Origin of the sequence: Hallella faecis (assembly GCF_018789675.1) — a bacterium.
GTDB classification, from domain to species: Bacteria; Bacteroidota; Bacteroidia; order Bacteroidales; family Bacteroidaceae; genus Prevotella; species Prevotella faecis.
Window position 1 is genome coordinate 21,235 of sequence record NZ_JAHKBE010000031.1, and the last position, 15,020, is coordinate 36,254.

Genomic DNA, 15,020 nt, shown 5'->3' on the forward strand with positions numbered 1-15,020 from the left:
ATTTACAAAAAATAATTGTAAATCTGCGCCTTATTCTATAATTAATTAGGTTTTATCGCCTAAAATAAAAAATCTCACAACTATCTGTCTCCAAAAGGATTAATCCTGGAAATAGATACGCTTCACGCGGTTGCTGATGCCCGTGAGCACCTCATACGGGATGGTATCGAGCACGTCGCTCAGCACGGTGACAGGCAGGTTGTCGCCAAAGATCTCCACGCTGTCGCCTTCCTTGCAGTCGATTCCTGTCACATCGATCATCGCCACGTCCATGCAGATGTTTCCCACATACTGCGCACGCTGCCCGTTCACCAAGCAATAGCAACGGCGGTTGCCCAGATGACGGTTCAATCCATCGGCATAGCCAATAGGAATGGCTGCGATAACGCTATCGTGCTCAATGGTTCCCTTTCGGCTGTAGCCCACCGTGTCGCCCGCCTTCACATGTCGAAGTTGGAGAATGGTGGTCTTCAGGGTCGACACATTGTTGATCACGCCATTGTTTCGCGGATTGATTCCGTAGAGTCCCAATCCCAGTCGGCACATGTCGAGCTGACGCTCCGGGAAGTGCTCAATGCCTGCCGAGTTGTCGATATGGCGCAGAATCTTATGGTCGAAGGCAGCCTGCAACTGTCGGCTGGCCTTGTCGAACAGTTCAAACTGATGGGCTGAGAACTCGTCGAAGTTATCGCTGTCGGACCCCACGAAGTGGGAGAATACAGACCGTGGAATGACGGCGTTCTGGTGTTTGAGACGACTGATGAGTTCCTCCATGTCGTGCTCGGGATCGAATCCCAGGCGATGCATGCCGGTATCGAGCTTGATATGCACGGGATAATCGGTAATGCCCTCCATCTCAGCGGCTTTCACCAAGGCGTCGAGCAAGCGGAATGAGTACACCTCAGGCTCGAGATCGTTGTCGAACATGGTCTTGAAGGCCGACATCTCGGGGTTCATGATCATGATGTTGCTGGTTATACCATTGCCCCTGAGCATGGCGCCCTCGTCGGCCACGGCCACGGCCAGATAGTCCACCCGATGCTCCTGCAGGGTCTTGGCTATCTCCACGCTTCCTGCGCCGTACGCATCGGCCTTGATCATACACACGAGCTTGGTCTCGGGCTTCATGAATGAGCGATAATAGTTGAGGTTGTCGACCATAGCGTTGAGGTTCACCTCGAGCACCGTTTCGTGCACCTTCTGCACCAAGAGCTCCGTAATGCGGTCGAATCCAAACTGTCGGGCGCCCTTGATGAGAATCACCTCGTCGTGCAAGTTATCGAACACCGGACTATGGATAAACTCCTTCACCGTCGTGAAGAACGACTTGTCGGCCACCTGAATATTGTCGCGCTGCGAGAACATCACCGGGCCTATGCCAATAAATTTCTCCACTCCACGCTTGCAAACCAGGTCGCTCACCTCGCGATATAGTTTCTCGGGCTGCTCTCCACTCTGCACAATGTCGCTCAGGATGAGCGTGCGCGTACGTCCCTTATGGTCGGGACGGCGGTTCATGAAGTCGAGCGCTATATCGAGCGACTTGAAGTCGGAGTTGTACGAATCGTTGATGAGCGTGCATCCATGACGTCCTTCCTTCACCTCCATGCGCATGGCCACCGGCTCAAGCAGCTGCATCCGCTCATCGAGCTGGTCGGGCGTAATGCCCAGTTGCAACGCCACAATGGCACACGTCACCGAGTTGGTGATGCTGGCCTTGTCGATAAACGGAATGCTATACCTGTTTTCCTCACCTCCCTTATAAATATAGGTGATGGTGGTTGCCGTGTCTTTTTTCTCCACGGCCTTGATATACAGGGGGGCCGTTTTGTCCTTAAGCGACCAGTAGAGTTTCTCGCCTTTGTAATCGAACGTGGCCAAGACCTTTGTCACCAACGTATCGTCGCCATCGTAAACCATCTTCTCCGCATCATGGAAGAATATGAGTTTCTCGTGGCATTTCTCCTCCATCGAACTGAAATTCTCCTGGTGGGCCGTACCGATATTGGTGAGCACGGCGATCGAAGGCTGCACAATGTCGCGCAGGGCCAGCATCTCACCGGGCTTGCTGATACCCGCCTCGAACACGCCCACCTGGGTCTGCTCGTTCATGAGCCACACCGAGAGGGGCACGCCAATCTGCGAGTTGTAGCTTCGCGGACTGCGCGTGACGTGCATGTTGGGCGAGAGGATCTGATAGAGCCACTCCTTCACCATGGTCTTACCATTGGATCCTGCGATGCCCACCACAGGGATGTTGAACTCGTCGCGATGGCGCTCGGCAAGGCGCTGCAACGCCTCCAGCGAGTTGATCACCTTCAGGAAGTTGGCCTTGGGATAAACCTGCTCCATGTTTTCGGGCACATCCTCCACAACGAAGTTTCGCACCCCACGGCGATAAAGCTCTGGGATATAATGATGCCCATCGTTACGCCCCGATTTCAAGGCAAAGAACAATGTCTCTTCGGGGAAACAGAGCGAACGGCTGTCGGTCAACAAAAAGCCGATGTTGGCATTCTCTTCGCCAAAACGGCGCGCACCGATGAGGGTGGTAATTTTTTCAATTGTATAAATCATGGATAACAACTTATATTGGTGGCAAAGATAATAAAAATGTTGCAAACGAAATCAATTACCTCCAAAAACTTTCGGCCAATAACCGAGTAACTTGCAAGTAGGTGGCCAATGCCCATCGGGCGCGATCCACGGGCGAGACAGGAATGGCCTCAAAAACCATTCGAAAAGCCTCAACAATCTATACGCAAAACTACATTGATTTTTGGAACGAGCGTGATGTTTGCCGCAAATATGCGATTCTCAGCGCATTTACACAATCGCCTGACAATCAATCTGTTGCGTTCACAATTCATCTTTTCGCCTTCCAAATTCCACATTACGCCTTGCGGTTAGGCATCTTTCGCACCTCGAAACATGCCTAACCTTGCTTCGAAAGATGGTCTTTCGAGGCACGAAACATGGTCTTTCGCAACTCGAAAGATGCCTAACGGCGAGCGCTGCTCTTAGATCGGGCGTCGCAATCTCTCACAAACGGCGATTTCTGCTCTTAGAGCACGCAAAATCTCGACACAACTTTTTAACCAAATAACCCTACAACTCCTCATCCATTCCCCTGGCAGCCCTCCTATTGTCGGCCGCTCCCTTTGACACGAACGAGAAACGAAGCCCCCGATGTTCCGCCCTTTTCAGAGAAACGAAAACAGGCTTGTGCGTTCCTCCGCGACGCGTTGGAACCCACAAGCCTATCATAATCATTTCGCAATCGGCAGGCACCTCTCTGTCGGGCCATGCCCACTCAGCGCCGTTTACATACCCGCCTTCGACACAAGCACTTGTGCCTTGCTGTTGTTGTAGATGGCGGGAATGGTGAAGCTAACGCCATCGTAAGCGGCGGTTGCACCCGCCTTGATGTTCTGGGCCTTGTAAACCTTGTACTTCTGCGTGCCGCCTGTGGGCTCACTCTTCTTGCCGCCGATGCCCATCAGCGTACCACCGTTCACCAAGAACGCAAAGTCGGTGCTCAACGCACGTCCGACCGAGGAGGCCGCCACAAACAAGGTTCCGCCATTGATGGTGATGGTTCCGTCGGTATTCACGGCGTGTGGCTTGGTGTCGAGGGCGTTATACACATAGAGGTCGCCCGTCGTCACCACCGACAGTTGGCCATTGTCGATCACGATATCCCCATCGGCATTGATGCCCTTGGCGCCCGGTCCCGTTGAGGTGAGGCTCAGCGAGCCACCCTTCATGAGGAACTTGCCTCCGGCCTTCAACGAAGAAACACCACCAATATCGTTCACCGTCGCATCGAAATAAGCCGATCCTGTGGTCTTGCCCGTCACCGTTCCACCCGTCATGGTGATGGTGCTGTCGGCTTTAATGGCCTTGGCGCCCTCGCCTGTGGCCGTTACGGCCACCACACCCCCATTGAGGATGAGCTGGCCATTGTTGTCGCAGCCCTTCTTCTTGGCGCCCACATCAATGCCGTCGCCTTCCGAATTGACGGTCAGCGTGCCGCCGCACATCTCAAAATATTGCTTGACATGAACACCGTCGGCCTTGGCGCTTTCCACCGTCAGCGTGCCGCTCACCATGCGCGTGTACTCGTCGGAGGAGTAAGCGTGGCGACAATTGCCCTTGATGGCAAGTGTGCCTTCACCCAACAGGTCGACGTGTCCGTTTATGTAGAGGCAAGCGCTCTGCAAGCCCGTGGCAGCATCGGCCAACACGTTGGTTCCCACAAGGTTAACGTCGATCTTCTTACCATCGTCGATGGTGATGGCCCCGTCCTTGGCGCTTGTCAGCGAAAGGTTGTCGAGGGTGATCGAAGCCTTGGCATCGCCGTCCATGTAGAACGAGCCGTCGGCGCTCGAGCCGGTCAACGTGTAGGCGATGGCACCCATGTAAGTGGAGTCGGCCACGACGCGCACATCGGCGCCCACCGCACTCACCGTGACGTGCTGGGCCAAGTTGCCAGCCACCGTCACCTGGGCCTTAGCGCCCTGGTAGTTCACGGCGATGGTATTGTCGGCCACACGGTTGTTGTTCACCGTGACCGAGGTTACCTCAGCCAGTTGGTAGGTCTTTCCCTGCACGGTCAGCGTGGATCCGTTGTCAAAGAGCATGTCGCCGGTCTGCTCGGCCATGTGGGCATAGGTCACCTCGCCCACCTTGACGTTCAACGTCTGGGCGGAGACAAACGCCGATACGGGCGCGAAGAGCATCAGCAAGGCCAAAGCCTTCCTACGAACCATCGTTCCAAGGGTCATATTTGTGAAGAATGTGTTCATCTTGCTTCGTATTTATAGGTTTTTCCTGCGGTTTTCACTACATACAATCCCTTCTTCAGGCTTCTTTCCATCGTGGCTTTGTCCTTGAAGGTTCCCACGCGCTGGCCAGAAAGGCTCACCACGGTGAGCGGTCCGTTGGCCTCGGCCACCACCTCTTCCACGCCGGCGGGCTCTGCCGTGAAGCGCATCTTCTGCAGGTCGTCCAGCGCCAGGGTGGTCTTGTTGCCGTTCTGGGCCACCACAGCCTGCCCATTCTCGAAGGTGATGGTCAGGTCGGCGGCGCTGAACGATTGCTCAGCCAGGTTGTTATGGGTAAAGGTCAGATAGCTGTATGCGCCATCCGCATGGGCCGCAAGCGCCATGAGGCAACCGGCGGCGAGTAACATTTTCTTTTTCATGGGTTTGTTAGATTACAGTTGCAAAAATAACGATTTACGCCTTTCGCTGAACGAAATAACCGTTAAAAAACCATTAAACGACGCAAAAAGTTGCGACAAACGTTGCTTACTGAGGATAAACGAGGTTCTCCTCGCTCATGTTCATCAGCACCTCGTCGAGAAACTTGCGGGCCTCCCAACGGGCCATGGGCAGGTCGTGGAGCAACCAGTTGCCGCAATCGCGAGGGGCGGCACCAGGTATTTCGCCTTCAAAATCGGCGACAAACTGGAACGTGCGCTTCATCAGTTCCACAATATCGCGCGACTCCCAATCGCCACGCAGCAACAGGTAGTTGCCGGTGAGGCATCCCATCGGGCCCCAATACACCACGCGGTCTTTCCACTCGGGGTCGTTGCGCAGATAGGTTGCCGCCAGATGCTCAATGGTATGGATGGCGCCATTGTGGAGCACGGGCTCACGATTGGGCTCCTTCATACGGATATCGAAGGTGGTAACCACTTCGTTTCCTACTACGTCCTTGCGACTGACATAAATGCCACGCAACAATTTCTCATGATTGATGGTAAAGGATGGTATCTTATTCATAATGAATCGGTTATGCTAAAAGGTTAGGCCAACAGGGCCTTGAGGTAATGACGAGTAATCTCGAAGCTGCCTTCGGCCATGCGGTTCCAGAAATCGAAATACTGGGCTCCTTTGTGGTCCTTCAGCGGCACGTCGCTAATGATGCGGAAAGAGATGAACGGGGTTTGGTAGATATGGCAGGTCTGCGCGATCGAGCAGCTCTCCATGTCGACGGCCACCGCGTCGGGGAAGTCGGCCAATATCTGGCGCATCTTCTCACGCGAGTCGACAAACCATTCGCCGCTGACGGTCAGGCCGCTGCGAATCTTTATGCCGTCGACCACGCCGCTGAGCGCCAGGGCCTTGTCGACCAACGCCTTTGGCGACACGAAACGGGCGGGTTGGCCCATGATTTGGCCACGCGCCACCTCCTCGCCACAATAGGCGTCGTGGTAGGTACATTCAGCAGCCACCACCACATCGAGCGGGCTAAGCGTCACGTCGGCTCCGCCTGCCACGCCCGTCGACATAACGAGGTCGGGCTGGTAACAATCGATCATCTCCACGGCGCCAATGGCCGAGTTTACCTTTCCGATGCCACACTGTTGCAGAATAATCTCAGCGCCATCGAGGGTGCCTATGACGAAGTCCTTGAAGTGATGTCGCTCCGTACGACAATCGTCGAGCAACGTCTTGAGTTGCGCGAACTCCTTGTCCATCGCAACGATAATACCAATCTTTTTCAATACAATAAATGATTATTTGACGCAAAGTTACAAAAAAATCGATGGCTCGCTTTCCTTTTTACTATGAAATTCAAACCATTCAGCGAAATTTTACTTACCTTTGCGCATAGAATAATAAACGTTTACACCTATTCTTATGAAAACTTTGAAGAAATGCCTACCCGACATTCTTGTTGTCGTGCTTTTCGCAATCATTTCTTTCGCCTACTTTGCGCCAGCCGACCTCGACGGGCGCATCCTCTACCAAGACGACCACTCGGCCGGACGTGGAGCCGGACAGGAGGCCAGTGAGTATTACCAACGCACAGGCGAGCGCACCCGCTGGACCAACGCCACCTTCTGTGGCATGCCCACCTACCAGACGTCGCCCTCTTACCACAGCACCGACCTGCTCGACAAGGTGATGGACTTCTACCACCTGTGGTTGCCCGACAACGTGTGGTACCTCTTCGCCTATCTCCTGGGCTTCTACATCATGCTGAGGGCCTTCAATTTCAAGCAGCATCTGGCCGCCCTGGGATCCATCGTGTGGGCATTCTCGAGCTATTTCCTCATCATCATTGCCGCCGGACACATCTGGAAGGTGATGGCATTGGCCTACCTGCCGCCTATGATCGGCGGTCTGGCGCTGGCCTATCGTGGCAAATACCTGTGGGGCTTCATCGTCACCGCCATCTTCACGGCATTTGAGGTGAAGGCCAACCACGTGCAGATGACCTACTATTACTTGTTCGCCATTCTCTTCATGGTCATCGCTTGGCTGGTCGACGCCATCCGCAACCACCAGATGGCACGCTTCTGGAAGGCGTCGGGCGTGGCCGTGGCCGCTGCCGCCATCGGTATCAGCATCAACCTCTCGAACCTTTACCACACCTGGCAATACTCCAAGGAGAGCATGCGTGGCAAGAGCGAGCTGGTGAAGAAAAACTCGGCCAACCAAACCGATAGCGGTCTCGACCGCGACTATATCACGCAATGGAGCTATGGCCTGAGCGAGACATGGACGTTGCTCGTGCCCAACACCAAGGGCGGAGCCAGTGTGCCCATGGCCGCCAACGGAAAGGCCATGGAGAAAGCCGACCCCAACTACATGCAGGCTTACCAGAGCATCGGCCAGTATTGGGGCAACCAGCCCATGACCAGCGGACCGGTTTACGTGGGCGCCTTTGTGCTTATGCTCTTCGTGCTCGGCCTGTTCATCGTGAAGGGTCCCATGAAATGGGCGTTGCTGGCTGCCACCATCCTGTCTATCCTCTTGTCGTGGGGACGCAACTTCATGGGCTTCACCAACTTCTTCATCGACTATGTGCCGATGTACGCCAAGTTCCGCACGGTGGCTTCCATCCTCGTCATCGCCGAGTTTACCATTCCTTTGCTGGCCATGATGGCCCTGAAGCGCATCGTAGACGAGCCCGACCTGTTGGCCAAGAAGGCCCGTTGGGTCTACGCCAGCTTTGCCTTGACCGGCGGTCTCGCCCTGCTCTTCTGGTTGGCTCCGGGCTTGTTCTTCTCGCAGTTTGTCTCCAACAACGAGATGATGCAGTTCAACCAGATCGCCCAGCAGGGTCCCGACGCGGCACAATTCATCAATGGCTTCAAGGGCAACCTCGTGGAGGTGCGCAAGTATATCTTCTCTGCCGACGCCCTCCGCTCGTTCTTCATCGTGCTCATCGGCTTGGCGCTGCTGATGCTCTACCGTTTCAAGAAGCTCAACTCGAGAGTCCTCGTGGCGTGCATCGCCGTGCTCTGCCTCATCGATATGTGGCAGGTCGACAAGCGTTACCTCAACGACAACATGTTTGTTGAGAAGAGCGTGCGCGACACACCGCAGCAGATGTCGGCAACCGACGAGCAAATCCTCAGAGACAAAGCCCTCGATTATCGTGTGCTGAACCTCGCAACCAACACGTTCAACGAAAACACCACATCCTATTACCACAAGAGCATCGGTGGCTATCATCCCGCCAAGTTGCGCCGTTACCAAGAGTTGGTCGACGCATACATCAGCAAGGAGATGGGCAAGACCGCATCGGCCGTGGCTGGTGCGGCTGGCGACATGACCAAGGTGAATGGCGACAGCATCTTCCCGGTTATCAACATGCTCAACACGAAGTACTTCATCATGGGCCTTCAGAACAACCAGACGGTGCCCATCCAAAACCCATACGCCTACGGCAACGCATGGTTCGTCGACAAGGTGAGCTATGTGGACAATGCCAACCAGGAGCTCGACGGCCTCGCCGCCATCGACCTGCGACATGAGGCCGTGGCCGACAAGAAGTTTGAGAAGCAACTGGGTACTGCCGTCAAGCAGGAGTCGACCTCCATGGCTACCCTGAAGAGCTACGAGCCCAACAACCTGAAGTATGAGGTGAACTCTGAGAAGGGCGGCGTGCTCGTCTTCTCAGAGATCTATTATCCTGGTTGGACGGCCACCGTCGACGGACAACCCGTGGAGCTGGGACGTGTCAACTACGTGTTGCGCGCCATGAACATCAAGCCTGGCAAGCACGAGGTGGTGCTCGATTTCCATCCCGCTTCGATCAACAACACGGAGGCTGTGGCCTACACGGCCTATGCCATCCTCATGGTGATGGCGGCCTTCGGCGTGTTCATGGAGTGGTACAAGCGCCATCGCAAGGCCAAGGCTCTTAAGAAAGCTAAAGCGGCATAAACCATCATGCCCCAATACCCAAGGGGCGAGTGCAACGCTCGCCCCTTGTTTTTTACAATCTCCTTATCTACAAATCATGAAAACTATCAAACCCTTCTTACTCCTGGCGGCCATGGGCCTTGCCTCAACGGTTATGGCTCAGCAGCCCCGACTCTCATCGAGCATTTATCTCTTACCACAGGCCAAGACGGATGTGGTGGTGCCCTTCCGCCCCACCGACAGCGGCATCCAACTGCCCATACGCTGGGGATTGGACGTGGCGTGGAATAGCGAACAGAACATGCGCAAGGGCATCAACTTCATTGGCAAGGAGAACCTGAGCATCGCACGCAGCAGTTTCCAGATGAACCAAGAACTGATTGGCGACACGGCGCTCACCCATTCGCAAATCCAGGCGCTACGCAGCCGCACCAACACCATCAACCTCATGGGCGCCGATGTCGACATGGTGCTCAACGCCGACCAGGGAAACGGCTCCACCGAATTTATCATTCCCTATTACACCCAGAACAATGTGGCCAACACCAACCATTGGGCAAGGCTCATCGACGCCTCGGTGGCATGGATGCAAAAGAATTACCCGCGCCATAAGATCGTGGCTGTTTCGCCTTTCAACGAGCCCGACTACACGCCGTGGAACGAGGGAACGAAGGCCAACTTCAAGGAGATAGCGCGCCAACTCAAGGAGGATTATCCACGTTTCAAGGATATTGCCATCACGGCGGGCAACACGCTCAACAACGACTATGCCGCCGAGTGGTACAATGCCGTGAAACCCTATGCCACATGGGGCAACACCCATCAACTGGCGGGCGAGTTCAACACGTTCACCAACTTCTGGAAGCAAGTGGTCGACGAGGGCAACGTGGCCTACGCCGACGAGCTCCACAACGTTGGCGAGGCAATGATTGCCGCCAACTATGGCATATCGATAGGTATCTGGTGGGGCTTCGACAGCCGCGCACGCGGCGAGTTCTGCCAAATAAGCAACCATGGGTCGCGCTTGGCCTACGGAGAGGATCGCAGCCATTGGACCGCTGCGTCGGTCTATCGCGACGACGCCACCAAGGAGTTGAAGGCTTTTGTGGGAGGCAGCGAGCGACAAGCCGCCAACTCCTCGTATCTCTTCGTGTCGCCCGACGAGGATGTCTATTTCGACGGTCAGGGCCCCACACGCGCCTTCCGCATGGAGTATCCAGGCGGAACAGGCTACCAAAAGGGACAAACCAACGCGGAGCGGGTCTACAACATCTACCGCGGCGAAGACGTGCCACCAATGGAGATCGCGGCAGGGCGTTACAAGCTCATCAACTACGCCGCACGCACGTTGGTGGTGGGCAACGCCTCTTCGGGCAACGACCTGAACATGAAACTCTTTTCACAACTGTCTACCATCCCGCTGCTGGCGCAATGGGATGTGGCTCCTGCCGACGCACGCATCGGTGGCGATTACAGTTTCCACACATTCACCAACGCACAAAACCAAATGCACATGAACGTGGTGAACAATTCCACATCGGCTTTCGCACACGTCATTTCCTACAATGCCAACAACGCCAGCAACGAGCAATGGTCGCTCCACTATGCGGGCAAGGGCTACTATTACATCCGCAATCGTGAGTCAGGGCTTTATCTGTCCATGCCCAACGAGTCGTCGACCTATGCGGTGCAGAAGCAGTTGGCCTCATCGGCCATCGACCGACGACTGCAGATGTGGCGCTTCATTCCTGAGGATGGAGCGGTGGAGAGCAGCGCGCCAAACGCGCCCACAAACCTCATAGCCAACGCCCAATCGGCCAGCGTGGCCCTTAGCTGGACCGCTCCTGCCGACGACGACGTGCATAGCTACAACGTGGTTCGTGGGGAGGCCGACGGCAGCCAATGGAGCACCATCGCCCGGGGCATCACCGCCACCTCCTTCACCGACAACACTTGCCGCCAAGGACACACCTATATATATAAGGTGAAAGCCATCGACCGATCGGCCAACGTGTCGGCCATGAGCGAGCCCGCCACGGCTTCGCCCACTGCCCAAAAGACCTTAGTGGCCAGTTGGCAGATGGAAGGCGACCTTCACGACGCAACGGTCAACATGATGGACGCCACCTGTTCCACCGCTCCTCGCTTCATGAGCGAACATCGGGTGGGCGACTCGGCGCTGCGCCTATCCAACAATTACCTCCGCCTGCCTTACGAAGTGGGCGACATGGACGAGTTCACCATTGCCATGTGGGTGAAATGGACCAACGCCAGCAACAACTGGACACGCCTCTTCGACTTTGGCAACGGCACCTCCAACTACATGTTCCTCACACCGAGCAACGGATCCAACATGCGCTTCGCCATCAAGAACGGAGGCGAAGAGCAAACGGTCGACGCCAACGGAAAGTTGCAAGGCAACAAGTGGCACCACGTGGCCGTCACCATGGGCGAGGGCAACGTAACCCTGTGGGTCGATGGCGAAGCCGTCGGTTCGTCATCGTCGGTCACCATCAAGCCCAGCGACATCCGCCCGGTGCTCAACTATATCGGACGCAGCCAGTTTGACGCCGATCCGTTGTTCAGCGGCCTCATCGACGACATTCGCCTTTACAACTATCCGCTCACAGCCCAAGAGCTGCAAAGCGTCATCGGGAACCCCACAGGGGTCGACCGCATAGAGGGAGATGACAACGCCAACGCCGCTCCCACTTACAACCTCAGCGGCCAACGCGTAGGAAACAACCACCACGGCGTAACGGTGAGCAAGGGAAAGAAATGGATGAGAAAATAACGACAAACTATCTACAAACAAAGCTCTCTGCTAAATGAAAAAATATCATTATTGCTCTTAGGATGCTGCTTGGCACTATGCCAAGCCGTGGCCCAAGACGCCGACACGGCCACCTTCCGCAAGTAGGCGCTAACTCCACCTATGGGTTGGAACTCATGGGATTGCTACTACTCGTCGGACGTGGTGGCCTACACCACCGACGGACATGCCGTCGACGTGGACATCAACTGGCCGGAGGGAAGCAAGACATTGGTGCTCGGGACGATGGAGGCGACAACTTCAACTACGATCACGGCGATTGGATCAATCCCACGCTGGTGTTACGCGATGGCAGAGAGGTGCCGCTGACGGGCATAATGGCAACAAATCCAACACGCCTAACAGAGCGGTGTCTTATTGTCCCAAATCGGACATTAGCAACCCACTGTTGTGCATTTTTTGCGAAATCTTTCTATCAGTCTTTCACGAAAAAGCGCAAATTAATGTAATTTTGCAACACACAAACTCAATTAAAAAGTAATGGATAATAAGACAAAGGCCATCGATACGCCATTTGAAAAGCACGACGCCTACGGATCATTGAGCATGCCCATCTACCACACAGCGGCATACGAGTTTAACACAGCGGTCGACATGGCCGACGCCTTCACGGGCAGAGTCATCGCACCCGACTATTCGAGAGTGATGAACCCCACGGTGATGTACCTCGAGGACAAGGTGAAAGCGCTCACCAACGCCAGCAACGTGGTGGCGTTCTCATCAGGCATGGCCGCCATCAGCAACACAATGCTGGCCATCTCCGCCACCGGAAAGAACATCGTTACCTCACGCCACATGTTTGGCAACACCTTCTCGCTCATCACCCAGTCGCTCAAGCGCTTCGGCGTGGAGGCGCGACCTTGCGACCTGCTCAACCTCGATGAGGTGAAAAGCAAGATGGACGATAACACCTGTTGCATATTCCTCGAAATCATCACCAACCCACAGATGGAGGTGGCCAACCTGGCAGAACTGGCAGCCATTGCCCACGAACACCACGTGCCACTGGTGGCCGACATCACCGTCATCCCCTTCACGCAGTTCTCGGCGAAGAACCTGGGAGTCGACATCGAGGTGGTGTCGAGCACCAAGTATCTCTCGGGCGGCGCCACATCGCTGGGCGGACTGGCCATCGACTATGGCACCACACAGGGATTTGGCCACAGGATGAAGAACGAGATGCTATTCAATTTCGGTGCTTACATGACACCCCACGTGGCCTACATGCAATCGCTCGGCCTTGAGACGCTCGACGCCCGCTACCGCGTGCAGAGCCAAAACACCCTTTACTTGGCCGAGAAGTTGCGCACATTGCCCGAGGTGAAGCGCGTCAACTACGTGGGATTGCCCGACAATCCTTACCACGCCATCGCCAAGAAGCAATACGGTCCCACGGCCGGCGCTATGATGACCATCGACCTGGAGAGCAAGGAGGCGTGCTTCAGCATGATCGACAACCTGAAACTGGTGAGACGGGCCACCAACCTCTTCGACAACAAGACGCTGGCCATACACCCAGCAAGCACCATCTTCGGCACATTCACCTGTGAGGAGCGGGCTGCCATGGATGTGCTCGACACCACGGTGCGAATCTCCGTTGGATTGGAAGACATGGACGATGTGTTCAGCGACATCAAGCAGGCCTTGAAAGCATAACAAACCTAACACGGAGACCACATGTACGACTTTAACAAAATCATCGACCGCACAGGCAGCGGCGACCTCAAGCACGAGGTGCTCCTGGAGCGCTACGGACGGGCCGACCTGCTACCGCTATGGGTGGCCGACATGGATTTCGAAACACCGACGTTTATCACCGAAGCGCTTCGCCATCGCCTCGACCACTCGCTCTTCGGATACACCGTCGAGCCTAAGAACTATTGGCCCACCGTGCAGCAATGGCTCCACGACCACCACCAATGGAACGTCGAGCTTGAATGGCTCAGTTTCATCCCCGGCATCGTGAAAGGCATTGGCATGGTGATCAACATCTTCACGCAGCCCGGCGACAAGGTCATCATTCAGCCACCCGTGTACCACCCCTTCCGCCTCACGCCACAAGGCAACGGCCGCGAGGTGGTGTACAACCCCCTCAAGGAGAACGCCGACGGATCCTACTCCATGGATTTCGACAACCTCGCACAAGTGGCCGACGACAAGTGCAAGGTGCTCATTCTCTCCAATCCCCACAACCCAGCCGGCATCGTGTGGGACAAGGCCACATTGGCGCGCCTGGCCGACTTCTGCTACGACCATCACATCCTCGTCGTCTCCGATGAGATCCATTGCGATATGGCGCTCTGGGGTAACAAGCACCTGCCGTTTGCCATGGCCTCCGAGAAGGCCGCACAATGCAGCATCACCTTCGGAGCACCTTCCAAGACATTCAACATTGCGGGCATTGTAAGCTCCTACGCCATCGTGCCCAACGACACCCTGCGACAGAAATTCTACTCATGGCTCACCGCCAACGAGCTCAACGAGCCCACACTCTTCGCGCCCATCGCCACCATAGCCGCCTTTCAGCAGGGCGAAGCGTGGCGAAAGGCCATGCTCCATTACGTGGAGCAGAACATCCTGTTTGTGGAGGACTACTGCCGACAGCACATGCTGCAGATAAAGCCCTTGCGGCCACAAGCCTCATTCCTCGTGTGGCTCAACTGCCGACAACTGGGACTCACCCACGATCAGCTCGTCGACCTCTTTGTAAACCACGCCCACCTCGCCCTCAACGATGGCGAAATGTTCGGACAAGGCGGCGAGGGATTCATGCGCATGAACGTGGCCACGCCACGCGCCATCTTGCAGCAAGCTCTCCACCAACTGTGGAAAGCCTTGCAATAGGCACAGGCAAGAACGACGACGTAACCGCCACGTGCACACGCCTCAAAACAGCGTTCATTACTCATTGTATATTACTAGTGATGCGATATTAATCGCTTAACTATAGTTATATATTTGATATTTAATCATTTACAAGCGTTCTTTGTTTTTTTGATTTGAAATTGATTGAGTAA

The 15,020-nt window shown here is 55.3% G+C and carries 9 protein-coding genes; 4 read left to right on the forward strand and 5 right to left on the reverse strand.

From position 1 onward, the window contains the following. Window positions 1–99 precede the first annotated feature (99 nt). From KM934_RS08290 to KM934_RS08310, 5 genes are all read right to left on the reverse strand, one after another. On the reverse strand, window positions 100–2,577 hold the full coding sequence (locus tag KM934_RS08290) for a bifunctional UDP-N-acetylmuramoyl-tripeptide:D-alanyl-D-alanine ligase/alanine racemase (protein ID WP_215760152.1): 2,478 nt from the start codon (window positions 2,575–2,577) through the stop codon (window positions 100–102). Window positions 2,578–3,323: 746 nt separating this feature from the next. Beyond that, on the reverse strand, window positions 3,324–4,808 hold the full coding sequence (locus KM934_RS08295; RefSeq protein ID WP_215760153.1) for a carbohydrate-binding domain-containing protein: 1,485 nt from the start codon (window positions 4,806–4,808) through the stop codon (window positions 3,324–3,326). Beyond that, entirely contained in the window at window positions 4,805–5,206 is a 402-nt protein-coding gene (locus KM934_RS08300) for a hypothetical protein (protein ID WP_215760154.1), read from the reverse strand. The genes KM934_RS08295 and KM934_RS08300 overlap by 4 nt, the downstream gene beginning before the upstream one ends. 106 nt (window positions 5,207–5,312) lie before the next feature. Further along, complete coding sequence (locus KM934_RS08305; RefSeq protein WP_215760155.1) at window positions 5,313–5,792, reverse strand: S-ribosylhomocysteine lyase; 480 nt, start codon at window positions 5,790–5,792, stop codon at window positions 5,313–5,315. Window positions 5,793–5,815: 23 nt separating this feature from the next. Next, window positions 5,816–6,517 carry a 5'-methylthioadenosine/adenosylhomocysteine nucleosidase gene (locus tag KM934_RS08310; RefSeq protein WP_215760156.1) on the reverse strand — a complete coding sequence of 234 codons (702 nt, stop codon included), beginning with the start codon at window positions 6,515–6,517 and terminating at the stop codon, window positions 5,816–5,818. 136 nt (window positions 6,518–6,653) lie between these two features. On the opposite strand from KM934_RS08310, the gene KM934_RS08315 reads away from it, so the two are divergent. The 4 genes from KM934_RS08315 (at window position 6,654) to KM934_RS08330 (ending at window position 14,847) form a co-directional block, all read left to right on the forward strand. Beyond that, window positions 6,654–9,191 (forward strand): YfhO family protein, encoded by a 2,538-nt coding sequence (locus tag KM934_RS08315; protein WP_215760157.1) that lies wholly within the window; start codon window positions 6,654–6,656, stop codon window positions 9,189–9,191. Window positions 9,192–9,267: 76 nt separating this feature from the next. Beyond that, window positions 9,268–11,964, forward strand: a complete 2,697-nt coding sequence (locus KM934_RS08320; protein WP_215760158.1) for a LamG-like jellyroll fold domain-containing protein — start codon at window positions 9,268–9,270, stop codon at window positions 11,962–11,964. Window positions 11,965–12,483: 519 nt separating this feature from the next. Beyond that, window positions 12,484–13,659 carry a trans-sulfuration enzyme family protein gene (locus KM934_RS08325; RefSeq protein WP_215760159.1) on the forward strand — a complete coding sequence of 392 codons (1,176 nt, stop codon included), beginning with the start codon at window positions 12,484–12,486 and terminating at the stop codon, window positions 13,657–13,659. A gap of 21 nt (window positions 13,660–13,680) precedes the next feature. Next, the gene (locus KM934_RS08330; RefSeq protein WP_215760160.1) at window positions 13,681–14,847 is read left to right on the forward strand and encodes a MalY/PatB family protein; all 1,167 of its coding nucleotides are present in this window, start codon (window positions 13,681–13,683) and stop codon (window positions 14,845–14,847) included. Window positions 14,848–15,020 lie beyond the last annotated feature (173 nt).

Coding starts and splice junctions, on each gene's coding strand:
- KM934_RS08320 (WP_215760158.1), top strand. CDS start 9,268: ATGAAAACTATCAAACCCTTCTTACTCCTGGCGGCCATGGGCCTTGCC.
- KM934_RS08315 (WP_215760157.1), top strand. CDS start 6,654: ATGAAAACTTTGAAGAAATGCCTACCCGACATTCTTGTTGTCGTGCTT.
- KM934_RS08290 (WP_215760152.1), bottom strand. CDS start 2,577: ATGATTTATACAATTGAAAAAATTACCACCCTCATCGGTGCGCGCCGT.
- KM934_RS08300 (WP_215760154.1), bottom strand. CDS start 5,206: ATGAAAAAGAAAATGTTACTCGCCGCCGGTTGCCTCATGGCGCTTGCG.
- KM934_RS08295 (WP_215760153.1), bottom strand. CDS start 4,808: ATGAACACATTCTTCACAAATATGACCCTTGGAACGATGGTTCGTAGG.
- KM934_RS08325 (WP_215760159.1), top strand. CDS start 12,484: ATGGATAATAAGACAAAGGCCATCGATACGCCATTTGAAAAGCACGAC.
- KM934_RS08305 (WP_215760155.1), bottom strand. CDS start 5,792: ATGAATAAGATACCATCCTTTACCATCAATCATGAGAAATTGTTGCGT.
- KM934_RS08330 (WP_215760160.1), top strand. CDS start 13,681: ATGTACGACTTTAACAAAATCATCGACCGCACAGGCAGCGGCGACCTC.